The following is a 22,741-nucleotide window of genomic DNA, read 5'->3' on the forward strand; positions in this document are numbered from 1 at the left end:
TTACCCCCAAAAGCGTCCAGAGACGCCTGCTGATATGACAATCAAACCCAGTACTAGGTTCGTGGTGATGAGCCTGCGGATCAAGGCGAAGTGCTGTCCGGCCTCGGGAAGATTTTCTGCACGGACGGCGTTTTGAAACTTCAAATAAGGCCGGAAATAGATAAACAGGTATATAAAGACCATGACCCAGCCAACGGCATGCATAACGGTGACATGATATCCTGCGGCTTCGAAGCCACCGAAGTCGTAAAACACCATGATGTATCCGGTCAGCGGGATGATGATGACCGATAGCCACACCCAGGCAAAGAAGCGTGGGAACACGCGGCTCAAGATGGCGAGGCGCACTGGCGGGTCTTGTTCTTGCAACGCCGGGCGCATGGCCATGTGGGCGAAGAACATGCCGCCGACCCAAATCACCGCCGCCAAAGTGTGCAGTGTGCTGGAAATGGGAAACAGGTATTCAGTGACATCCATGGTTCAGCCCTCGTGTTTTTCTTTTGGTTGGGGCGGTCAGATTAAGCGAACCGCTCCCAGCCCAAGGCGTTGATATCGATTTCAGGTGCTTTGTGTCCGGCCAAGTCAGCCGCAATGCGCGCCGTGCCTAAGGCCATGGTCCAACCCAGCATACCGTGTCCGGTGTTGATCACCAGATTTTCCTGCGCACCGCGTCCGACGACGGGAATGCTGTCCGGCGTTTGCGGACGCAGACCGGTCCAAAACTCTGCATGGCCAGTTTCAAGTCCGCGGGGGAACAATTTCATGACATTGTTCAACACCACGCGTGCGCGCTCTTCATCCAATTCGGTGTCATAGCCGCCAAATTCCAACATACCCGCAATGCGCAGTTTGTTGCCCAAGCGCGAAAACACCAACTTGTGATCATAGCTGGTGAGCGACATTTTCGGCGCACCTTCATCGTCTTTGACGGGCACGGTCACGGAATAGCCTTTGGCTGGATAGATCGGAACGTTTAGGCCTAAGCTGTGCAGGAATAACGGGCTGTAACTGCCTAAGGCCATGACATAGACATCGCCTTCGATGTCGCCTTGATCCGTTTGCACACATTTGATTTGCCAGTCTTCGCGTTTCAGGCCTGTGATGTCCGTGCCCAGTTGGAACTGGGCGCCACGCTTTTTGCAGCTCTCGGCCAAGGCTTCGGTGAAGGCCCGGCAATCTCCGCTTTCGTCCGACGCCGATAATGTCGCGCCAACGATGGGGCTTGCGCTGTGTTGAAGGGCCGGTTCTGTTTCCAGGCATCCGGCGCGGTCCATGATTTGGCGTTCCGATCCCAGCTCACGCAAGGCAACGGCGTGTTCGCGGGCAAGCCCAAAATCTCTGTCGTCACCATAAAGTGTCATGATGCCGGTGCGCATGTGTGAAAAGGCAATCTCTTCGCGTTCCAACGTCTGGTGCAGACGCTCACGGGCATACAGCGACAAGCGCAGCATGTGTTCGATGTTGTTGAAGTATTGCGGCTCGCTACAGCAGGCCATGAACTTGAGCGTCCAGCTCCACAGTTGGGGGTCCATGCGCAAGCGATACAGCAGCGGTGCGTCTTTTTTACCGAGCCATTTAATCGCTTTTCGCACGGTGCCGGGCTGTGCCAAGGGGCCATGATTGAACGAAAGCTGGCCGCCATTGGCAAAACTGGTTTCCTGCGCGACCGCATCTTGGCGGTCCACAACCGTCACGTCATGGCCGTCACACGCCAACTCATAGGCCGTGCTCACCCCAATGACACCTGCGCCAAGGACAATTACTTTCATCGGTTTCGTAAATCTTCTTAAAACTGTCTCACATCACCCCTTTAATTAGTACGCACTTAAGTTCCAGAAGTCTATGGCAAGCTTAGCAAAAACAGCCATGGCTGCTATACTGCGGACACAGCGCCAATGATCTGGAGAAGGGGCCCAAACCTATGGAAATTCTGAGCGTTACACAAATGCAAGCGGCAGACCGCACAGCCATTGCGTCAGGCGTTCTAGGTGAAGCCTTGATGGAAAATGCGGGCCGCGCGGTGGTTGACGCCATTGTCTTTCGTTGGGAAAAGCGCCCCGTTGCCGTCTTGGCCGGGCCGGGCAACAACGGCGGGGACGGCTATGTCATTGCCCGGCTGCTCAAAAAGCTGGGCTGGACGGTCACCGTCTATTCCCCGTGCGCGCGCAGCGATTATTTCGGTGATGCGGCCAAAAACGTCAAACGTTGGCGCAATAAAATTCAGCCGCTAGAGGCCGCGCTCGACGTGATTGCTTCCCAAGACGGTCCGGATGAATTGTTGGTGGTCGATGCTTTGTTTGGAACGGGCCTCACCCGTCCATTGGACGGTGCGGCGAAGATTTTGGCGGAACTGATCACCGTCGGCCAAGCCCAGGGCACCGCGCCCATTTTGGTGGCTGTGGACATTCCCAGTGGCCTCAATGGGGATACGGGCCGTGCGCTTGGCGGTCGCAGGCGGGGTGGCATTTGTTTTCACGCAGACCTCACCGTCACATTCTGCCGTCCAAAGCCCGCCCATGCCTTGATGCCCGGGCGTGGCGTGTGTGGTGACATCGTCATCGCCGACATCGGTGTCGAAGACAGTGTGGTGGCTGACGTTCATGGGGAAACGTATTTGAACACACCGGCTCTGTGGGCCGATAGCTTTCCGGTCTATGAAGAAGACATCCATAAATACGCCCGTGGTCATGTGGTCGTGCTGGGTGGGGAGACCATGACAGGTGCTGCGCGCTTGGCGTCTTTGGCTGTGCGCCGTGCGGGGGCCGGGCTGTGTACGGTGGCCGTTCCTAAAGCCGCGTTTCCCATTTACGCCGCCGCCCTTGATCCGGGAACCTTGGTTGCCCCGATTAAGGGCGTGAAAGACTTTAAGAAGATCATTGCGGATTCGCGCAAAAACGCGTGCGTCATTGGTCCTGGCGCGGGGCTCAGCACAGAAACGCGCGACATTGTTTTGGCGGCTGTGAAGGCTGGCAAAGCCTGTGTGTTGGACGCGGACGCGCTCTCCGTGTTTGAAAATGACCGCAAAGCTTTGTTCAAACTCGCCAAGGCTCAGCGCAAAGCCGACCAGAACAACGAAAGTGTGGTGCTCACCCCCCACGGTGGTGAATTCCAGCGCTTATTCCCCAATCTCGCCAAACGCCTGGCCCGGCCCAAGGTGTCGAGCGAAGACAGTAAGCTGTCCATCGTTCGTGAATCGGCAAAACGCTCAGGATGCGTGGTTTTGCTGAAAGGTCCAGACACAGTCATCGCCGCCCCTGATGGTCGCGCCAGCATTTCCGTCAATGCGCCCGCAACCCTTGCAACTGCCGGGGCAGGGGATGTGTTGGCCGGCATGATCGGCGCCCTGATGGGCCAAGATATGCCCGCGTTTGAAGCCGCCAACGCCGCCGTGTGGCTGCATGGTGAAGCGGCAAACGCCTTCGGTCCGGGGCTCATTGCCGAAGACATTTCCGACGAACTGCCGCGTCAACTGGATGTACTTTTGGAAGAGCTAGCCGAAACGGTTGTTTAGAGCCGTTGACAGGGCATCCTTTTTGTATAAAGTGCGCGCCACGCCCGGTTCCCGGGATAGTCGGCGGGCGTGGTGGAATTGGTAGACACGCCAGATTTAGGTTCTGGTGGCGCAAGCCGTGGGGGTTCAAGTCCCTCCGCCCGTACCAACTCTCCACAGCCATGGAAAACAAACGTTTTTCTGGTCCAGCCAACTGGGAAGCCGACATGAATTGAGCAGGTGCTCGCCCCGTCACGGACCAAGTCCTAAGACGGAAGGGCGTGCGCCCCGTTTTTATTGATAGAGATTGCTTAGGGTACGTCCATGCAGGTTACCGAAACCAAAAACGAAGGTCTTCGCCGCGAATACACCATTGTTGTTGAAGCTGGTGAATTCGAAGAACAGGTCACCAGCCGTTTGAACGAGCTGTCCAAAACCGTGCAAATGCCGGGCTTCCGCAAAGGTAAAGTGCCGGTCAGCTTGTTGCGTAAAAAATACGGCCAAAACGTCATGGGTGAAGCGCTCGAAAAAGCCGTTCAAGACGGTTCGCAAAAGGTCATCACCGACAACGACCTGCGCCCCGCCATGCAGCCGAAAATCGAAGTGACCAGCTTCGACGAAGGCAAAGACCTGGAATTCACCATGGCTGTGGACGTGATCCCACAAATCGATTTGGGTGATTTCTCCAAAATTTCCATCGAAACCCAAGTGGTTGAGCCGGACGAAACCGAAGTCGACAAAACTTTGGAGCGCATGGCCGATAGCTACAAAACCTCTGAGCCGGTTGCCAAAAAACGCAAAGCCAAAGCGGGTGATGTTGTGAACATCGACTTCTTGGGCAAAGTCGAAGGCGAAGCGTTCCCGGGCGGCGAAGCCAAAGGCTACGACTTGGAACTGGGTTCCGGTAGCTTCATTCCCGGCTTCGAAGACCAACTGATCGGCCAAAACCCGGGTGATGAGCTGGACGTCAACGTTCAGTTCCCCGAAGAGTATGGCGCCGAGAACCTGGCTGGCAAAGACGCCGTGTTCGAAGTGAAGATCAACGAGCTTAAAGAAGCCAAGCCGGCTGAAATCGACGACGAATTGGCCAAAAAAGCCGGTTTGGAAGACTTGGAAGCCCTGAAAGCCGCCATCCGCGACCAGCACAACCAGGGCTTCACCCGCATTTCGCGCGAAAAAGCCAAGCGTGCTTTGTTGGACGCGTTGAACGACCACTATGACTACGACTTGCCGCAAGGCTTGGTGGACGCCGAATACGAAGGCATTGTCAAAGCGTTCGAAGAAGCCAAAGAGCAAGGCCAAGAAGTCGAAGAGATGAGCGACGAAGACCGTGAAGCGGACTTCCGCGATATCGCCGCGCGCCGCGTCAAGCTGGGTCTGTTGTTTGCCGAAGTCGGCCGTGAAAACAACATCGAAATCACCCAGGACGACTTGCAAAAAGCCATCTTGGTCGAAGCCCAAAACTACCCGGGCCAAGAACAAATGGTCTTCAAGTATTACCAAGAAAACCCGCAGGCCATGCAAAACCTGTCCGGTCCGGTGTTTGAAGACAAAGTCACCGACTTCATCTTGGAACTGGCCAACGTCACCGAAAAAACCGTCAGCGTTGATGAGCTGATGGCCGAAGACGAAGAGCCCGCCAAACCGGCCAAGAAAAAAGCGGCTGCGAAGAAAAAAGCTCCGGCCAAGAAAAAGGCTGCAGCGAAGAAAAAAGCTCCGGCTAAGAAAAAAGCGGCTGCGAAGAAAGACGACTAAGTCTGAACGCTGTCATTTGACAAAACACCCCGTGAGCCTAGGCTTGCGGGGTGTTTTTATTTGTATGCAGCTCTGCGAAAAACCCAAAAAAAGGCGCATAAACCCTTTTCTTTTTAAAAAGCGGCCCCATACTCTCATTATCGGATGCTTTCGATTCCGCCTTTCCTCGAAGATATTCATTTAAGGACCAGTTCAAACCATGCGTGATCGCGATCCCATTGATTTTTACATGAACAGCCTGGTGCCCATGGTGGTCGAAACCACCAACCGCGGCGAACGGGCGTACGACATCTATTCCCGACTGCTCAAAGAGCGCATCATTTTTCTGACTGGCGGCGTGGAAGATCATGTCTCCAGCCTGATCTGCGCACAGCTGCTGTTTTTGGAAAGCGAAAACCCCACCAAGGATATTTCGTTTTACATCAACTCGCCCGGCGGCGTGGTGACGTCCGGTCTCGCCATTTATGACACCATGCAATACATCCGCCCCAAGGTTTCGACCGTGTGTATCGGTCAAGCCGCCTCCATGGGCTCTTTGTTGCTGGCTGCCGGTGAAGAGGGCATGCGTTATGCGCTGCCCAATGCACGTGTGATGATTCACCAGCCCTCAGGCGGTGCCCAAGGTCAAGCGACCGATATCGAAATCCAAGCCAAAGAAATCCTGTCTTTGCGGGCGCGCTTGAACGACATCTACGTCAAGCACACGGGGCAAAAGCTCTCCGACATCGAAGATGCCATGGAACGCGATAAGTTCTTGAGCCCGCAAGAGGCCAAAGACTTCGGCCTGATTGACGAAGTGGTCGACACCCGTCCCGACGAGGCTGACGCCGATGACGACGCGGGCAAGTCCGACGACTAAATAAACAAAGCTGAGCCCCTGCCCAAGCCGATTTGCGGCGGGCAGGGGCTTTGTTTTTGTCGATTCTAAAGTGATTTGCGCGCTTGTTTTAACAAATTCGCAAAGAATTGAGGTCTTAATCAAAGGGCGTAGACGAACACAGAATTGTTCAGTAATGCGGCGATAAGTTCGAGCCCGGGGCTATCCAAAGCCTTGTTTTGACTGATAAACCCCCCATATTCGGGGGACATGGCTCAACAAAGCGGCAACAAACGTTCGCGATTTGCCCCCGCGAAGGGCAAAGAGAATTTGAATTTTAAGTGACAAGGGGATTGTCCCTAGGCACTGCCAGTGGCTAAGATAAAGCCTGCAACCCCGCTGTGGCCCGTAATGGGTGGGGGCTAAAAAAAACGGAGAACACATGACCAAGTCCACGAACGGTGATTCCAAAAACACGCTGTATTGCTCGTTTTGCGGTAAAAGCCAGCACGAGGTCCGCAAGCTTATTGCCGGCCCGACGGTTTTCATCTGCGACGAATGTGTTGAGCTGTGCATGGACATCATCCGCGAAGAGCACAAAAGCTCTTTGGTGAAATCCGGCGAAGGCGTTCCCACACCGAAAGAAATTTGCGACGTTCTGGACGATTACGTCATCGGTCAGACCTATGCCAAGCGCGTCCTGTCTGTCGCGGTTCACAATCACTACAAACGTTTGGGCCATTCCGGTAAAAACAACGACGTCGAATTGGCGAAGTCCAACATCTTGCTGTTGGGCCCGACGGGTAGCGGTAAAACGCTCCTGGCGCAAACGTTGGCGCGCATTTTGGACGTTCCGTTCACCATGGCCGACGCCACAACCCTGACCGAAGCCGGTTACGTGGGTGAAGACGTTGAAAACATCATTTTGAAGCTGTTGCAGTCCGCCGACTACAATGTCGAGCGTGCCCAGCGCGGCATCGTCTACATTGATGAAGTCGATAAAGTCAGCCGCAAATCCGACAACCCCTCCATCACCCGCGACGTTTCGGGCGAAGGTGTGCAGCAAGCTTTGTTGAAAATCATGGAAGGCACCGTGGCCTCCGTTCCGCCTCAAGGTGGACGCAAGCACCCGCAGCAAGAATTCTTGCAAGTGGACACGACGAACATCTTGTTCATCTGTGGCGGCGCGTTTGCGGGCTTGGACAAAATCATCTCCATGCGTGGCAAAGGCTCGTCCATCGGCTTTGGCGCCGATGTGAAAGCACCGGACGCACGTGGTGTTGGCGAGGTCCTGCGCGAACTGGAGCCCGAAGATCTGTTGAAATTCGGCCTGATCCCTGAATTCGTCGGCCGTGTTCCGGTCTTGGCGACTTTGGAAGATTTGGACAAAGAGGCTCTGGTCACCATCCTAACCGAACCGAAAAACGCTTTGGTCAAGCAATACCAGCGTTTGTTTGAAATGGAAGACGTCTCGCTGACGTTTACCGAGGGTGCGTTGATGAGCATCGCCGAAAAAGCGGTCGAACGCAAAACCGGCGCCCGTGGCTTGCGCTCCATCATGGAAGGCATCTTGCTGGACACCATGTTTGAACTGCCGGGTCTCGATGGTGTGGAAGAGGTTGTCATCAACCGCGAAGTCGTCAACGAAGGCGCCAAACCGCTGTTTATCTACGCCGATCGCAGCGAAGAAGTCGAATCTAGCGCTTAGGCTGCGTCTACTAGATACTCGATTGACACAAGAATCGGGCACTTCAGCCCCTTAAACGACCGCCGAGAGCTAAAATTCTCGGCGGTTTCGTCTTTTTTTCTTCATGAAAGGCCTGTTTTCGGCCCTTTATCCCCATTATTTGCCTCAAAACACGAAATTTTGCCCCGTGAGCCCTTGCAGAAGGTGCTAATCGGGTCCATCTTTTGAAGAACACCCCCCCCCGAAAAGGCCAATACATACTCAACAAGGCCGCATCCACTTTTTTGTTAAAGGACTTCGTATCGATATGAGCGACATTATATCTCAAAACGATATGCTCCCCGTTTTGCCGTTGCGCGACATTGTGGTGTTCCCGCACATGATCGTCCCCCTGTTTGTGGGCCGCGAAAAATCGGTTAAAGCGCTGGAAGACGTCATGCGCGAAGACAAGCAGATTTTGCTGGTCGCGCAAAAGAACGCCGCGCAAGACGAGCCGCAACCGGAAGACATCTACGAAGTCGGCACCGTTTCGACGGTTTTGCAATTGCTGAAATTGCCCGACGGGACGGTTAAGGTCTTGGTTGAAGGTGGTCGTCGCGCCAAAATCCAGAAATACGGCGAGAACGAAGACTTTTTCCAAGCCGAAGTCGAATTCATCGACGAAGAAGAAGGCAACGAAAAAGAGCTGGAAGCTCTGTCGCGCTCGGTGGTGACGGAATTTGAGCAATACATCAAGCTCAACAAAAAAATCCCGCCTGAAGCCCTGGTGTCCATCAACCAAATCGAAGACGCGTCGAAGCTTGCCGACACGGTGGCGTCGCACTTGGCGTTGAAGATTTCCGAAAAGCAGGAATTGCTGGAAATCCAAACTACAGGTGAGCGCTTAGAGCGCGTCTATTCCTATATGGAAGGCGAAATCGGCGTCCTGCAGGTTGAAAAGAAAATCCGCTCCCGCGTCAAACGCCAGATGGAAAAAACCCAGCGCGAGTACTATTTGAACGAACAGCTCAAAGCCATTCAAAAAGAACTTGGCGAGGGCGAAGAAGGCAAGGACGAAAACGCCGAGCTGGAAGAAAAGATCAAGAAAACCCGCTTGTCCAAAGAAGCGCGTGAAAAATGTATGGCCGAGCTGAAGAAGCTCAAAGCCATGTCGCCCATGTCGGCGGAAGCCACGGTGGTGCGTAACTATTTGGACTGGATGCTGGGCATTCCTTGGAAGAAAAAGTCTCCGGTCAAAAAGGACCTCAACAAAGCCCAAGACGTTCTGGACGCCGATCACTACGGCTTGGAAAAAGTCAAAGAACGCATCTTGGAATACTTGGCCGTTCAGGCCCGCACCAAAAAGCTCAAAGGTCCGATCTTGTGCTTGGTGGGCCCGCCGGGTGTCGGTAAGACGTCCTTGGGTAAATCCATTGCCCACTCCACAGGCCGCAAATTTGTGCGCATGTCCTTGGGCGGCGTACGTGATGAGAGCGAAATCCGCGGTCACCGTCGCACCTACATCGGCTCCATGCCCGGTAAAGTCATCCACGGCATGAAAAAAGCCAAAGTTTCGAACCCACTGTTCTTGTTGGATGAAATCGACAAGATGGGCTCGGACTGGCGCGGCGATCCGGCATCTGCGCTGTTGGAGGTCTTGGACCCCGAGCAAAACTCGACGTTCAACGATCATTACTTGGAAGTGGACTACGATTTGTCGGACGTCATGTTCGTCACCACTGCCAACACCATGAATATGCCGGGACCGCTCCTGGATCGTATGGAGATCATCCGTCTGTCGGGTTACACCGAAGACGAAAAGGTCGAAATCGCCAAGCGCCACTTGCTGCGCAAGCAGTTGGATGCCCACGGCCTGAAAGAGGGCGAGTGGTCCATTTCCGACGGTGCGCTGCGTGACTTGATCCGTTACTACACCCGCGAAGCCGGTGTGCGGAACTTGGAACGTGAAATCGCTAAACTGGCGCGTAAAGCCACCAAAGAGATTTTGATGGAAGCAGACGTTGATCACATCAAGGTCACGTCGCGCAATCTGGAAAAATATTCCGGCGTTAAACGCTTCCGCTATGGCGAATTGGAAGAAGAAGACAAAGTCGGCATCACCACGGGCTTGGCTTGGACTGAAGTGGGCGGCGAGATCTTGCAGATCGAAGCACTCATGGTTCCAGGAAAAGGCCGCATGACCATCACCGGTAAACTGGGTGATGTGATGACGGAATCCATCCAAGCGGCCAAATCCTATGTTCAGTCCCAAGCCACCGAATTTGGGGTCGAACCGCCCGTGTTCCACAAACGCGACATCCACGTTCACGTTCCCGAAGGGGCGACGCCGAAAGACGGACCAAGCGCAGGTGTTGGTATGGTGACGTCGATCGTGTCCGTGCTGACAGGCGTAGCCGTTCGCAAAGATGTGGCCATGACCGGCGAGATTACCTTGCGCGGGCGCGTTCTGCCCATCGGCGGCTTGAAAGAAAAGCTGTTGGCGGCGCTGCGTTCTGGCATCAAAACGGTGCTGATTCCGCAAGACAATGAAAAGGACTTGGCTGAAATTCCCGACAACGTGAAGAAGGGGCTGGAAATCATTCCGGTGTCCTACGTTGCGGAAGTTTTGGAACACGCCTTGGCTGAAAAACTCGAGCCCATTGAGTGGAATGAGGACGAAGTCGACGCGGCTGTGGCCTCTGGCTCGACCGATTCGGATACGGGCGACGTCATCACGCACTAATCGTGCTGAAAAACCGCAGAATCCTTTACAAAACAAACGGCCCCCGGCGAAAAACTAACTTCGCCGGGGGCTTTTTTGTCAGGATTTTGTCAGGAATATTGGGGCTGGTGTGGAAAAAGCTAAAAAAAGCGCTGAAACCCGCAAAAAACTGGGGAAAAGTCTATATGTGCGATTGACGAAAAACGCTTTTCGGCCTTAAATCCGTCATCAACGAATCACAGCGCCCACGCGGCGCTTTTCTAAACCACCAATCCTTGATTTATAAAGGGGGCCTTAAGTTGAACAAGAATGATCTGATTGCCGCTGTCGCTACCAGCACCGAGCTTTCCAAAGCAGACGCTACCAAAGCTGTCGACGGTGTTCTCGAAGCCATCACCGGCTCTCTGAAAGACGGCAACGAAGTTCGCCTGGTCGGCTTCGGCACGTTCAGCGTCGCAAACCGCGCTGCTTCCACGGGTCGCAACCCGCGCACCGGTGAAACCATCCAAATTCCGGCCTCTAAACAGCCGAAATTCAAAGCTGGTAAAGCTTTGAAAGACGCCGTCAACTAAGACAGCGTTTGAACGATTTAACGGTCGTCTCTGAATTGAGACGGCCGTTTTTCGTTCTGTGAAAGAGAGGGGTTGTCATCCAGTCCCGGGCACAGTAGTGTGCGCCCCTCAAAAGCACTTAAGGGCGATTAGCTCAGTTGGGAGAGCATCTCGTTTACACCGAGAGGGTCGGCGGTTCGAGCCCGTCATCGCCCACCATATTCAAAAGGCCTGACGATGAATTCCGTCAGGCCTTTTTTCATGAAAAAAAGCATTTTATCACACTTTTGCTGTTCCATTTTATACAGCCTGTTCTTATCCTGATCAGATGCTTTAAACGTGCGAAACAAGACCTGCTCGAGGGAAAATTGGACAAATCAAACGAAGAGATCTTTGCCGATGAAATGTGGCAGTGGATTCACAAACGACTGTTGGTGCTGATCAACGGAATTCCAAAAACTTTGCCAGAAGAGCGCAAGCCGCCGTTCGTTTTGTCCAAAGACTTTGCCGCGCTTTATGAAGCTGTCGCGCGAAAGATTGTTATACCCAACATGTCGGACCGTATGCGGGCTGTTTACCATCGTATGGACGACCAAGAACCGGAAGAACGTGCGAATTTCCTCCGGGCGTTTTTAGACACCGATAATGGCCGCACACATCTATGGGAATCGTGGAAGTCGTCTTGGGACGACACCATGGCGCAAAAGGCCATACCGCCTAAACCAAAGCCCAAACCGAAAGGTTTGAAGGCCATGTTTAAAAGTGACGACACGCCGAAGTTCGGCCCCGGTGCGATGAGTGAAGAACAATGGCGCAAAAAGGCCACGCAAATCAAAGCCAAGAATAAGGCAAGTGCCCAGAACTTTGCCCATTTGCTCAAACCTTCTAACGATTACATCGCGCCGACAGCGGATGACAATATATTGCTGCGGAACTTTTTCGGCATCAATGCGAACGCGCTGAACAAGCAAATCACGGCGATCCGTCAAATCGTTAATCAAGGTAACAACGTGGGGCGCACCTTCGACACGTATCAAAATGCTAAAGACGTCGATTTGGCGTTGTTGGCAAACTGCTACAAACTCACCGATCCGTTGATTGAAGGTGACAAAATCCTCAAGCATTTGATGTTGGCGCATTCAAAATCTGACTATCCGTTAACCGGGCGATTTTTGTCCGAATTTTTCAAAGATCGTGGTGCTGAATAATACAAAAGATAAATTCAATTCATAATTTCAAGGCGTGCCAACGACCATCAAAGTAGGCTATGGTGCTTGAAACGCAACAAATGCGTATGAGAGTGGAAAAGTGCATGTCACAAGACCCTTTAGACAAGCCCGAGCTTGAACATGAACTTTTGCGAGAATTCGCCCATGAAATCCGCACGCCGTTGACGGCGATGATTGGCTATACCTCGTTTTTGCGCAAATCCGACAAGGTCAAATTGTCCGAAGAGCAGGCTCAGGACTATGCCCAGCGTTTGCATGCCTCCACCAAACGCCTTTTGGAAATTACCGAGCGTGTGCTGGACGAAGCCGTGCGCGGCGAGCCCCGGGTGATAAAACAAAAATTTAAGTTCGAGCCGTTTGCCGATGAATTGCTGCAAACCTTCGAAGGTTTGGCTCTGGAACGCGGGGTTGAACTGGTGCTGGATGTCTCCAAAAAGTTCCCCACATTGGTGACCGATCCGGTCTTGCTTTATGAAATGATGACCAACTTGATCGCAAACGCTTTGAAGTTCACGCCACGGGGCGGAAAGGTGAAGATCAAGGGGGAAGTCGACATTCACAACGAAGGCATCATCTTGGTGATCCAAGACACCGGTAAAGGTATTCCGGCCTCGATTTTGATGCGCATGATGCAGGTTGAAGACGCGCCCAACCTGTCCTCAACGTCAGAGCAACGCTGCTGGGGCCAAGGTGTGCACTTGGTCCGTCAAAAAGCCAAGCTTTTGGGCGGGCGCTTGGAAATTGAAAATGCCCCTCAGGGCGGAACTGTGGCTTGTATCCGCCTGCCCAAAGACTAAGTACAAACTATGGCTCAAGCGAACCTCAGCGTCGTCGACTTGTTTTCCATCGGCATCGGCCCGTCGAGCTCGCATACGGTTGGGCCGATGCGGGCAGCCTACCGTTTTGTCTCCGAATTGGGTGCGGTCGGCCAACTTTCGTCGACGGCAAGTTTGAGCGTCACACTGTTCGGTTCGTTGGCGCTGACCGGGCGCGGCCACCACACGGATAAGGCCGTCGTGTTGGGCCTGTCGGGCAAACGCCCCCGATCCATTGAGGCATGCGACGTTCCGGCCATCGTCGAAGATGTTCAAACAAACAAATCCCTCAGGCTTGGTGGCGAGAAATCCATAGCTTTCGATATGGAAGCCGACATCATTTTTTTGGGCACGGAAGTGTTGCAGCGTCACACCAACGCCATGCGCTTGGAAGCCTTCGATGGTGACGGACAATTGTTGCGCTCAGGCGTGTTTTATTCCATCGGCGGCGGCTTTGTGGTGGAGGAGGGCGACAGCCACACCGACACCTATTCTTCCGCCGACAACATCCGGCTGCGCTATCCATTTTCGTCCGCCGCAGAGCTGTTGGAGCTGTGCGTGGAAGAAAACCTATCCATCGCTGAAATCATGTTGGCCAACGAAACGGCGTGGCGTGACGAACATGAAACCTTGGCTTTTTTAGATCAAATCCACACGGTCATGGACGGCTGCATCGACCGGGGGCTGAAAGCAGAGGGCCGTTTGCCGGGTGGTTTGGACGTGCCCAGGCGCGCCAAAAGCTTGTTTGACGATTTGCAAGCCAAGTCCGAAGGGGCCCTGACTGACCCGCTGACGATTATGGATTGGGTGAATTTATACGCTTTGGCGGTGAACGAAGAAAACGCGTCCGGCGGACAAGTGGTCACGGCGCCGACAAACGGGGCGGCAGGTATTATTCCAGCCGTTATTCGCTACTACGAACGCTTCTGCCCGCACCGCGCACCCAGTCCGCGCGGCGGTGTGCGGGACTTCTTGCTCACAGCTGCAGCCATAGGTGTGCTGTATAAAACCCGGGCTTCGATTTCGGGGGCTGAGGTGGGCTGCCAGGGCGAAGTTGGCGTGGCGTGTTCCATGGCGGCAGCGGGGCTTACGGCTGCCCTGGGTGGCACCAATGAACAAATCGAAAACGCCGCTGAAATCGGAATGGAGCACAATTTGGGCCTGACCTGCGATCCCATCGGCGGCTTGGTGCAAATTCCGTGTATCGAACGCAATGCCATGGGCGCGATTAAGGCCATCAACGCCGCGCGCTTGGCACTTAAGGGGGATGGCTCTCACTTTGTCAGCCTCGACCAAGTGATCGAAACCATGCGCCAGACCGGGCTGGATATGCAGTCCAAATACAAAGAGACGTCTCAGGGTGGTCTGGCCGTCAATGTGGTGGAATGCTAGCGATTTGACGTTCCATGTTGTGAAGGGCTCCGCAATCCCTTACATATTCATGTGAGGAATAACCCGGGTGCTTCTACAATAATCGGGAACCCAGGCGTTGACGAGAATGGACACGACCAACCAAAAGGTAGGGATTTGGCTTGTTGCGGCCCTTTGGGTTGTGATGAGTGTCTGTGTTGTGGGCTCTACAGAGGCCCGCGATGTGCAAAAGCGTGTATTGGTGCTTTCCACGCTTCATGACGGCATGCCTTGGCAGCAACATATCCGAAAAGGTCTGGAAGATGAAAACCGCAGAACGGGGAACCGTCTGCAAATCTTCATGGAAAGTTTGGATGCTCAGCGGTTTCGGGGGAAAAGCTTTCACCCTGCGTTCGCAGCGTTTTTAGAAGCGAAATATGCCGACAAATCCATTGATCTCATTGTGACCGAAGGCTATCACGCCGCCCAGTTTCTTCATGATCGTCCCAACCTGTTGCAAACGGCTGAGCGGCTGATCGTTGAGCGGGGCTTTAAACTGCCAAATGTGAACAGCTTGTCCATCGGCCTGGACTTCTCCAATGCCCTTTTGGAAGTGGACCGGTTGGTGAAGCCCAAAACCGTGTACGTGGTCGCGGATGCCAATTCTGAGTGGGAAAAAGCCCGTGTCGGCAAGGTTCGCGAAGCCCTTGCTGACATCAATGTTGGCTTTAAAACCGAATTTCTGCTGAGCCTGCCCATGGATGAGCTGTTGGAGCGTGTCGCCTTTCTGCCTGAAGACAGCGCAATTTTTTATGCTTTGGTGTTTTCCGACGGAAACGGCAACCGCATGAAGCCTTATCAGGCGGCCCGCTTGATTGCCGACAGAGCCAACGTGCCCATGTTCAGCCATTGGCGGGTGTTGTTGGGTAGCGGTACGCTGGGTGGTTATCTGTTGTCGGGCGAACGGGTTGGGAAACGGGTCGTGGACACCATTTTGAACGTAGAAGGTTCGAACGTATCCCCCTTTGGGATCTATTACGACTACGCAGCCATGGATAAGTGGGGGGTAGAACGCGATCAATTGCCCCTACAGGCGCATATCCACAATTACGAACCGTCCTTTGGGGAGATGTACAAACGCGAGATCCTGGCGTTTGCCATTGTCATGCTGTTGATTGCCGTCTTGTTGGCCAGTTTGGTTCATTCCAACACCACCCGACGCCAGGCGGTGCAAGAGCTTCAGCGCGAACGCGCGCTGTTGGCTGACCGGGTGGAGCAGCGCACGCGGGACTTGACAGAAAGTGAAGAAAAATACCGTTCGATCTTTGAGGCCTCACGCGTGGGTTTTGCGCTGTGCCGCATGGATGGGTCCTTGGTAGAGGCCAACCAGGCCTATTTAGACATTATCGGTTACACCCACTCCGAAGCCAAGAGCCTGACCTATTGGGACTTAACGCCGCGCTCGTTCGAGCCTCAGGAGATGGAACAGCTTAACTCCATGGAACAAACCGGCGCTTACGGGCCTTATGAAAAGCACTACATTCACAAAAACGGCCAAAAGGTTCCCGTCATGCTCAACGGTGCCGTCACCCGCGGAGCGGATGGAGAGGATTACATCTGGTCCATTGTTCAAGACATAACAGAGCGCGAGCATATCGAGCGCACCAAGTCGGAACTGATCTCGACCGTCAGCCACGAACTGCGCACGCCGCTGACCTCCATCAAAGGCTCGCTTGAACTTGTTCTGGGTGGCGTCGCAGGGCAGCTGGAGCCCAAAGCTACCGAGCTGTTGGGCCTTGCCGAGCGCAATGTGCACCAGCTGGCCACCTTGATTGACGACATCTTGGATTTGGAAAAGCTTCAGTCCGACACCATGGAATTCCACATGGAAACGTTTGAGCTGTCTGAGCTGGTGCAAAAGGGCGTTGCCGTGAACGAAGGGTACGCCCAAGAATATGGCGTGCTGTTTAAATTGGACGAGCCATTGGACCAGGCTTACGTCTCAGGTGATAAAATCCGCCTGATCCAGGTGCTGTCCAACCTGTTGTCCAATGCAGCCAAGTTTTCGCCCAAAGGGGAAGAGGTGGTGATTTCCATCACAAACACGGGAACGCATGGCCGCGTGAGTGTGAAAGACAAGGGGCTCGGTATCCCCGAAGCCTTCCAAGACCACGTGTTCGACAGGTTTTCACAAGAAGATGGGTCCGACCAGCGGGCTCAAACCGGAACGGGACTGGGGCTGAGTATTTGCAAAACCATCATCGACAAGCACGAAGGCAACATCGCCTTCGAAACCCTACCAGATCAAGGCACAACGTTTTACTTTGACGTGCCGTTGGCGGATTAGCTGACAGCGCCTGACACATCTTCAATCAACTCCACCAACACATGACCTGCGGTGATGTGGGCTTCTTGGATGCGACCGGTGTCTTTGGCGGGGACGATGAAGGCTTCGTCGCACAAGGGCACGGCTTTGCCGCCTGTGCCGCCTAAGAAGCCAAATACGGTGATGCCCATTTCTTTGGCCGCTTCCATGGCCTTAATCACATTGCCGGAGTTGCCCGACGTGGTGATGCCCACCAAAACGTCGCCTTTTTGGCCGAGACCGCGCAGGGTGCGTTCAAAAATATAGTCATAGCCGTAATCATTGCCGCAGGCGGTCATGGTGGACGGGTCTTGGGCCAGCGTCAGCGCGGGCAGGGCGCCACGATCGCGGTCGGAGCGCAAACGCACCAAAAGCTCAGCGGCAATGTGCTGAGCGTCAGCCGCAGAGCCACCGTTGCCGCAAAACATGATTTTACCGCCGTTTTTGACGCAATTTCCGGCAATTTGTGCCATGCGCGCGAGGATTTCAGGGGCGTCGCTGTCGGCGATTTGGCTTTTCACGTCGGCTGATTCGCGAAAGACGGCTTTGATGCGGGCATGGGAACTGGCATGTAAATCGGTTTGGCTCACGATGTTTTCCGAACTTTTACTCTGTAAGGGGGCTCAAGGCCCTGACATTGCATGCTTCCGATCCCCTTGGCAAGGCTTTGAAACGGGGAGTTTCCTGGTTGTTCCAGGCGATGTGAATTTTTTTTGAAAAAAACGCCATATCATCGCTTGACGCCCACCCGGGGCTGCTTTACATAAACGCCACTTCGAACGGCGGACATGTTCCAAACTTCGAAGCCTCGGAAAGGCATGGGGGTGTAGCTCAGTTGGTTAGAGCGCCGGCCTGTCACGCCGGAGGCCGCGGGTTCGAGTCCCGTCACTCCCGCCATTCCAAGCCTAAAAAACCGCAGCCCTTGGGTTGCGGTTTTTTGCTTTATCACCCCTAAAAATGACTCAAATATTGCGCCGCACAAATAATCTGTGTGGAATTCTCATTCTGGACTTGAATGAACCGTAAAACTGGGTAGTGTGTGCCTACCCAATCGGGGATAGGTGTTTTGAGGGAAATACTCTATATAATCCGAACCTCGAAAGGGGAGTGAGTCGCACCAAATGCTAATACAACAACGGTGCACGAACTCTTTTAGACAAAGAACAGCAACGGAACGGCCTGGGGAGTTCCGAAGAACTAAAGCGGCTACAGCCTGCTTGTGCTCTGAGATGTAAAAAAGCGCTTAGCGCCCTGAAATCTCTTTTGATAAACAAGCACAACGTGGTATTCGTTTTAGGCCTCCCCAGCTAACGTCTCGGCGGGAGCCCCATTATGAGCGAAGCGCTCTTATCTGATTATTTCCCGGTTTTGGTATTTATCGGCATCGCTGGTGTCATGGCGGTCTTTATGATCGCGGCCAGCTGGATTATCGGCCGCCAAAAACCGGACCCCGAAAAAGATTCGGCCTACGAATGCGGCTTTGAAGCGTTCGAAGACGCGCGCATCAAGTTTGATGTGCGTTTTTATCTTGTGGCCATCTTGTTCATCATCTTCGACCTTGAAGTCGCGTTCTTGTTCCCCTGGGCGGCGAACTTGGGCGCCATAGGCCTGTTGGGCTTTTGGTCCATGATGATCTTTTTGGGTGTTCTCACCATCGGCTTTATTTATGAATGGAAGAAGGGAGCTCTGGAATGGGAGTAGACACCAAACCCAGCCAAGCACAGAGCGCTGAGCTTCAGCCCATCCCCCCGGGATTGGAACAAGACGCCATCTTGGCCCAAGTTCAAGACGAGCTGAACGAGCGTGGCTTTGTCGTCGCTAATGTTGACAAGTTGGTCAACTGGGCGCGCACCGGTTCGCTTTGGCCCATGACCTTTGGTCTGGCGTGCTGCGCTGTGGAAATGATCCACGCGTATATGAGCCGTTACGATCTGGACCGCATGGGCGTCGTACCGCGCCCGAGCCCGCGCCAGTCGGACGTGATCATCGTCGCCGGTACGCTTACCAACAAAATGGCCCCGGCCTTTCGCAAAGTTTACGACCAAATGTCAGAGCCCCGGTGGGTGATCTCCATGGGCTCGTGCGCGAACGGTGGTGGGTACTATCACTATTCCTATTCGGTGGTGCGCGGTTGTGACCGTGTGGTTCCGGTAGACATCTACGTGCCGGGCTGCCCGCCCACGGCTGAAGCGCTGATTTACGGCATCTTGCAGCTGCAAAAGAAGATTAAGCGGACCGGGACGCTGTTTCGCTAAGGCTTTCGTCTGAAAAGACAAACTGGGAGTTTTTGGACCTATGGATCCAGCCCTTGAAGAACTAAAAGAAGTCATCACCTTATCGCTCAAGGAGTCCGTTCTGGACACGTCCGAGAGCCGTGGTGAGCTATCCATCGAAGTCATGCGCGACGATATCGAACGTGTTTTGACCTTCTTGCGTGACAATGTGAACTGCCAATTTAAGCAGTTGCTGGACCTTTGCGGTGTTGATTACCCCGAACGTGAAGAACGTTTTGAGGTGGTCTACAACTTGCTGTCCATGACGCACAACTTCCGCATCCGTGTGAAGGTGCGCACAGCAGGTCAGCCTGTGCCAAGCGTTGTCGGTGTGTTTTCCACCGCTGGCTGGTTTGAGCGTGAATGCTGGGATTTGTTCGGTGTGCCGTTCGAAGGCAATCCGGATCTGCGCCGCATCCTGACGGATTACGGTTTCCAAGGCCATCCGCTGCGCAAAGACTTCCCGCTGACGGGTTTTGTTGAAATGCGCTACGACGATGAGAAAAAACGTGTTGTCTATGAGCCGGTGAAAATGACCCAGGAATTCCGCTCGTTCGATTTCCAAAGCCCGTGGGAAGGCGTGCCGCGCACGCTGCCGGGTGACGAGAAAGCCGAACAGCAAGCGGAAGAAGGGGAGGCTTAAGCTATGTCGCAAAACCAAATTAAAAACATGACGCTGAACTTCGGCCCGCAACACCCGGCGGCACACGGCGTTTTGCGCATGGTGTTGGAAATGGACGGCGAAATCGTCGACCGTGCCGACCCGCACATCGGTTTGCTGCACCGTGGCACCGAAAAGCTGATTGAAAACAAAACCTACCAACAAGCGACGCCGTATTTTGATCGCTTGGACTATGTGGCGCCGCAAAACCAAGAACATGCATTTGTCTTGGCAGCCGAAAAGCTTTTGGGCATCGAGGTTCCGGAACGCGCCCAATATATTCGCGTGCTGTACTGCGAAATCGGCCGCATCTTGAACCACATCTTGAACGTTTCGTCTTACGCCATGGACGTCGGTGCCATGACGCCCATGCTTTGGGCGTTTGAAGATCGTGAACGTTTGATGGAATTTTGCGAACGCGTCTGTGGCGCGCGCATGCACATGAACTACTTCCGCGTCGGCGGTGTGGCCCGTGACATGCCCGAAGGCCTGGCCGAAGACATCCTGGCGTGGGCCGATCAGTTCCCGCAGATGATCGACGACATGGAAACGTTGCTGACCAACAACCGTATCTTCAAACAGCGGACCGTTGACGTGGCCATCGTTTCCGAAGCCGAAGCGTTGGATTGGGGCTTTACCGGCCCGAACCTGCGGGCATCGGGCGTTGCTTGGGACTTGCGTAAATCGCAGCCCTACGACGCGTATGAGAAGATGGATTTCGACATTCCGGTGGGCAAGCACGGCGACTGTTATGATCGCTATTACATCCGCATGCTGGAAATGCGCGAAAGCTTGAAAATCATCAAGCAAGCCATTAACGAAATGCCCGAAGGCCCTGTTATCACTGAAGACCGTAAGGTCGCATCCCCGCCGCGCGCAGAGATGAAGAAGTCGATGGAACAGCTGATCCACCACTTCAAACTGATGACCGAAGGCATGCACGTGCCCGAAGGTGAAACCTATACCGCTGTCGAAGCACCCAAGGGCGAATTTGCCGTCTTTTTGGTGTCTGACGGCTCCAACAAACCGTATCGCTGTAAAATCCGCGCCCCTGGGTTTGCGCACCTGCAAGCCATGGACTTCATGTGCAAAGGTCACATGCTGGCCGACGCGGTCGCTGTGATCGGTTCTATTGATATTGTGTTTGGTGAGATCGATCGATGAGTGAGACTCCAATTACAGAGGGTGGCGTAGACTTCGCCTTTAGCCCCGAAAACCTAGAAGCGGCGAAAGCCATTCTGGCGAAATACCCCGAAGGCCGCGAAGCGAGCGCGACCATGCCGTTGTTGACCCTGGCTCAGCGCCAAAACGACAACTGGTTGCCGCGCGAAGCCATGGACGTGGTGGCGGATATGGTGGGCTTAGCCCCGATCCGCGTGTATGAGGTCGCGACCTTCTACACCATGTACAACTTAAAACCCGTGGGCAAAAACTTCGTTCAGGTCTGCACCAACATCTCTTGCCTCATCAAAGGCTCCGACGATGTGTTCAAGGCGTGCAAGAAGAAACTCGGCGTCGGCAATGGCGAAACCACCGAGGACGGCGCGTTCACGCTTTTGGAAGTCGAATGCTTAGGTGCCTGCGTCAACGCACCGATGATGCAGATCAACGACGACTATTACGAAGACCTGACCGGGGAAACTACGGAAAAGGTCTTGGACGCGTTGGCAAAGGGCGAGCAGCCGACAACGGGTGTTCAGTCCGGTCTGCGTGTTGGCTGTCAACCGGCTGGTGGCTTGACCACCCTGACTGGGGAGGAATGAGCCATGCTTCATGATCGTGATCGCATCTTCACCAACATCTATGGCATCCACGACACCGGCGTCAAAGGCGCCATGTCGCGCGGCGACTGGGACAACACCAAGGACCTGATCGCTAAGGGGCGCGAATGGATCGTCGACGAAATGAAGACGTCCGGCCTGCGTGGTCGCGGCGGTGCTGGCTTTGGCACGGGTATGAAGTGGTCCTTCATGCCCAAAGAAAGCGACGGTCGTCCGCACTATCTGGTCATCAACGCTGACGAAGGCGAACCGGGGACGTGTAAAGACCGCGAAATCCTGCGTGCTGAGCCGCACAAACTGATCGAAGGCGCTTTGCTGGCGTCCGTCGGTATTGGCGCACATGCGTGTTACATCTACGTGCGCGGTGAGTTCTATCGCGAAGCCGAAGCTTTACAAAAAGCCATCGACGAAGCCTATGCCGAAGGCCTTGTTGGCAAAAACGCCTGCAAATCCGGCTATGACTTCGACATCTACATTCACTTAGGCGCCGGCGCATACATCTGCGGCGAAGAAAGTGCCTTGATTGAAAGTATCGAAGGCAAAAAAGGTCAGCCGCGCTTAAAACCGCCGTTCCCCGCGAACTGTGGCTTGTATGGTTGCCCGACGACGGTGAACAACGTGGAATCCATCGCTGTGGTGCCGGATATCCTGCGCCGGGGCGGGGCTTGGTTTGCGGGCTTGGGCCGGGAAAATAACACGGGCGTGAAATTGTTCTGTGTGTCCGGCCACGTCAACAACCCGTGCACCTTCGAAGAAGAAATGGGCGTTCCCATGAAGGAAATGCTCGAAAAGCACTGCGGCGGCATTGTTGGCGGCTGGAACAACTTAAAAGGCGTCATTCCCGGCGGCTCTTCGGTTCCGGTCATGACCAAAGGCCAATGCGATAGTGCTTTGATGGACTATGACGGTTTGAAGGAGCACGGCTCGTCTTTGGGCACGGCTGCGGTCATCGTTATGGACCAATCCGTCGATATGGTGCGCGCGATTACGCGCCTCAGCCGTTTTTACATGCATGAAAGCTGCGGCCAATGCACCCCGTGCCGTGAAGGTACGGGCTGGATGTGGCGCATGATGGAACGCATTAACGAAGGCAACGCCACCATCGACGAAATCGATTTGTTGGAAGACGTCACCCGCCGGATCGAGGGTCACACCATTTGTGCCCTTGGCGACGCGGCCGCTTGGCCGATCCAAGGTCTGATCAAACATTTCCGTCATGAAATGGAAGATTAAGATCTTGGCGAAAGCCGGAACCAAACCTGCTGC

19 protein-coding genes and 3 tRNA genes are annotated in these 22,741 nt (G+C 54.2%); 19 read left to right on the forward strand and 3 right to left on the reverse strand.

Annotated features, from left to right (window positions below; translation table 11 throughout):
- Positions 1–477 (reverse strand): CopD family protein, encoded by a 477-nt coding sequence (locus V5T82_RS06155; RefSeq protein ID WP_332894734.1) that lies wholly within the window; start codon positions 475–477, stop codon positions 1–3.
- A gap of 41 nt (positions 478–518) precedes the next feature.
- Complete coding sequence (locus V5T82_RS06160) at positions 519–1,769, reverse strand: D-amino acid dehydrogenase (protein WP_332894735.1); 1,251 nt, start codon at positions 1,767–1,769, stop codon at positions 519–521.
- Positions 1,770–1,921: 152 nt separating this feature from the next.
- Here V5T82_RS06160 and V5T82_RS06165 point away from each other — a divergent pair, with 152 nt between their 5' ends.
- From V5T82_RS06165 to V5T82_RS06220, 12 genes are all read left to right on the forward strand, one after another.
- Entirely contained in the window at positions 1,922–3,511 is a 1,590-nt protein-coding gene (locus V5T82_RS06165; protein WP_332894736.1) for an NAD(P)H-hydrate dehydratase, read from the forward strand.
- Positions 3,512–3,574: 63 nt separating this feature from the next.
- Positions 3,575–3,659 (forward strand) — tRNA-Leu (locus V5T82_RS06170).
- Positions 3,660–3,814: 155 nt separating this feature from the next.
- Complete coding sequence (gene tig, locus V5T82_RS06175) at positions 3,815–5,245, forward strand: trigger factor (RefSeq protein ID WP_332894737.1); 1,431 nt, start codon at positions 3,815–3,817, stop codon at positions 5,243–5,245.
- A gap of 199 nt (positions 5,246–5,444) precedes the next feature.
- Positions 5,445–6,104 carry an ATP-dependent Clp endopeptidase proteolytic subunit ClpP gene (gene clpP / locus V5T82_RS06180; protein WP_332894738.1) on the forward strand — a complete coding sequence of 220 codons (660 nt, stop codon included), beginning with the start codon at positions 5,445–5,447 and terminating at the stop codon, positions 6,102–6,104.
- A gap of 400 nt (positions 6,105–6,504) precedes the next feature.
- Positions 6,505–7,770 carry an ATP-dependent Clp protease ATP-binding subunit ClpX gene (gene clpX / locus V5T82_RS06185; RefSeq protein ID WP_332894739.1) on the forward strand — a complete coding sequence of 422 codons (1,266 nt, stop codon included), beginning with the start codon at positions 6,505–6,507 and terminating at the stop codon, positions 7,768–7,770.
- A 286-nt stretch (positions 7,771–8,056) separates the two neighbouring features.
- Positions 8,057–10,471, forward strand: coding sequence for an endopeptidase La (gene lon / locus V5T82_RS06190; protein WP_332894740.1), 2,415 nt, complete (start codon positions 8,057–8,059; stop codon positions 10,469–10,471).
- Between the two features lie 278 nt (positions 10,472–10,749).
- Positions 10,750–11,022 (forward strand): non-specific DNA-binding protein Hbs, encoded by a 273-nt coding sequence (gene hbs / locus V5T82_RS06195; RefSeq protein ID WP_332894741.1) that lies wholly within the window; start codon positions 10,750–10,752, stop codon positions 11,020–11,022.
- Positions 11,023–11,144: 122 nt separating this feature from the next.
- Positions 11,145–11,220: transfer RNA gene (locus V5T82_RS06200), tRNA-Val, on the forward strand.
- Positions 11,221–11,369: 149 nt separating this feature from the next.
- The gene (locus V5T82_RS06205; RefSeq protein ID WP_332894742.1) at positions 11,370–12,209 is read left to right on the forward strand and encodes a hypothetical protein; all 840 of its coding nucleotides are present in this window, start codon (positions 11,370–11,372) and stop codon (positions 12,207–12,209) included.
- A 104-nt stretch (positions 12,210–12,313) separates the two neighbouring features.
- Positions 12,314–13,027, forward strand: coding sequence for a sensor histidine kinase (locus tag V5T82_RS06210; RefSeq protein WP_332894743.1), 714 nt, complete (start codon positions 12,314–12,316; stop codon positions 13,025–13,027).
- A 9-nt stretch (positions 13,028–13,036) separates the two neighbouring features.
- Complete coding sequence (locus V5T82_RS06215) at positions 13,037–14,437, forward strand: L-serine ammonia-lyase (protein ID WP_332894744.1); 1,401 nt, start codon at positions 13,037–13,039, stop codon at positions 14,435–14,437.
- Positions 14,438–14,543: 106 nt separating this feature from the next.
- A complete protein-coding gene (locus V5T82_RS06220; RefSeq protein ID WP_332894745.1) occupies positions 14,544–16,742 on the forward strand; it encodes an ATP-binding protein in 2,199 nt (732 codons plus the stop codon).
- Here the strand turns inward: V5T82_RS06220 and V5T82_RS06225 are convergent.
- Positions 16,739–17,350: a D-sedoheptulose-7-phosphate isomerase gene (locus tag V5T82_RS06225; RefSeq protein ID WP_332894746.1), complete on the reverse strand. Its 612-nt coding sequence runs from the start codon at positions 17,348–17,350 to the stop codon at positions 16,739–16,741. The genes V5T82_RS06220 and V5T82_RS06225 overlap by 4 nt on opposite strands.
- Before the next feature lie 230 nt (positions 17,351–17,580).
- Here V5T82_RS06225 and V5T82_RS06230 point away from each other — a divergent pair.
- The 7 genes from V5T82_RS06230 (at position 17,581) to nuoF (ending at position 22,708) form a co-directional block, all read left to right on the forward strand.
- A tRNA-Asp gene (locus V5T82_RS06230) sits at positions 17,581–17,657 on the forward strand.
- Between the two features lie 435 nt (positions 17,658–18,092).
- Positions 18,093–18,461, forward strand: a complete 369-nt coding sequence (locus V5T82_RS06235) for an NADH-quinone oxidoreductase subunit A (RefSeq protein WP_332894747.1) — start codon at positions 18,093–18,095, stop codon at positions 18,459–18,461.
- Positions 18,452–19,015, forward strand: coding sequence for a NuoB/complex I 20 kDa subunit family protein (locus V5T82_RS06240; protein ID WP_332894748.1), 564 nt, complete (start codon positions 18,452–18,454; stop codon positions 19,013–19,015). The genes V5T82_RS06235 and V5T82_RS06240 overlap by 10 nt, the downstream gene beginning before the upstream one ends.
- A 40-nt stretch (positions 19,016–19,055) precedes the next feature.
- Positions 19,056–19,676, forward strand: a complete 621-nt coding sequence (locus V5T82_RS06245; protein ID WP_332894749.1) for an NADH-quinone oxidoreductase subunit C — start codon at positions 19,056–19,058, stop codon at positions 19,674–19,676.
- 3 nt (positions 19,677–19,679) lie between these two features.
- Positions 19,680–20,858, forward strand: a complete 1,179-nt coding sequence (locus V5T82_RS06250; RefSeq protein ID WP_332894750.1) for an NADH-quinone oxidoreductase subunit D — start codon at positions 19,680–19,682, stop codon at positions 20,856–20,858.
- Positions 20,855–21,457, forward strand: a complete 603-nt coding sequence (nuoE, locus tag V5T82_RS06255) for an NADH-quinone oxidoreductase subunit NuoE (RefSeq protein ID WP_332894751.1) — start codon at positions 20,855–20,857, stop codon at positions 21,455–21,457. Before V5T82_RS06250 ends, nuoE begins: the two co-directional genes overlap by 4 nt.
- 3 nt (positions 21,458–21,460) lie before the next feature.
- Positions 21,461–22,708, forward strand: a complete 1,248-nt coding sequence (gene nuoF, locus V5T82_RS06260; RefSeq protein ID WP_332894752.1) for an NADH-quinone oxidoreductase subunit NuoF — start codon at positions 21,461–21,463, stop codon at positions 22,706–22,708.
- Positions 22,709–22,741 lie beyond the last annotated feature (33 nt).

This window comes from Magnetovibrio sp. PR-2 (genome assembly GCF_036689815.1).
Taxonomy (GTDB): Bacteria; Pseudomonadota; Alphaproteobacteria; order Rhodospirillales; family Magnetovibrionaceae; genus Magnetovibrio.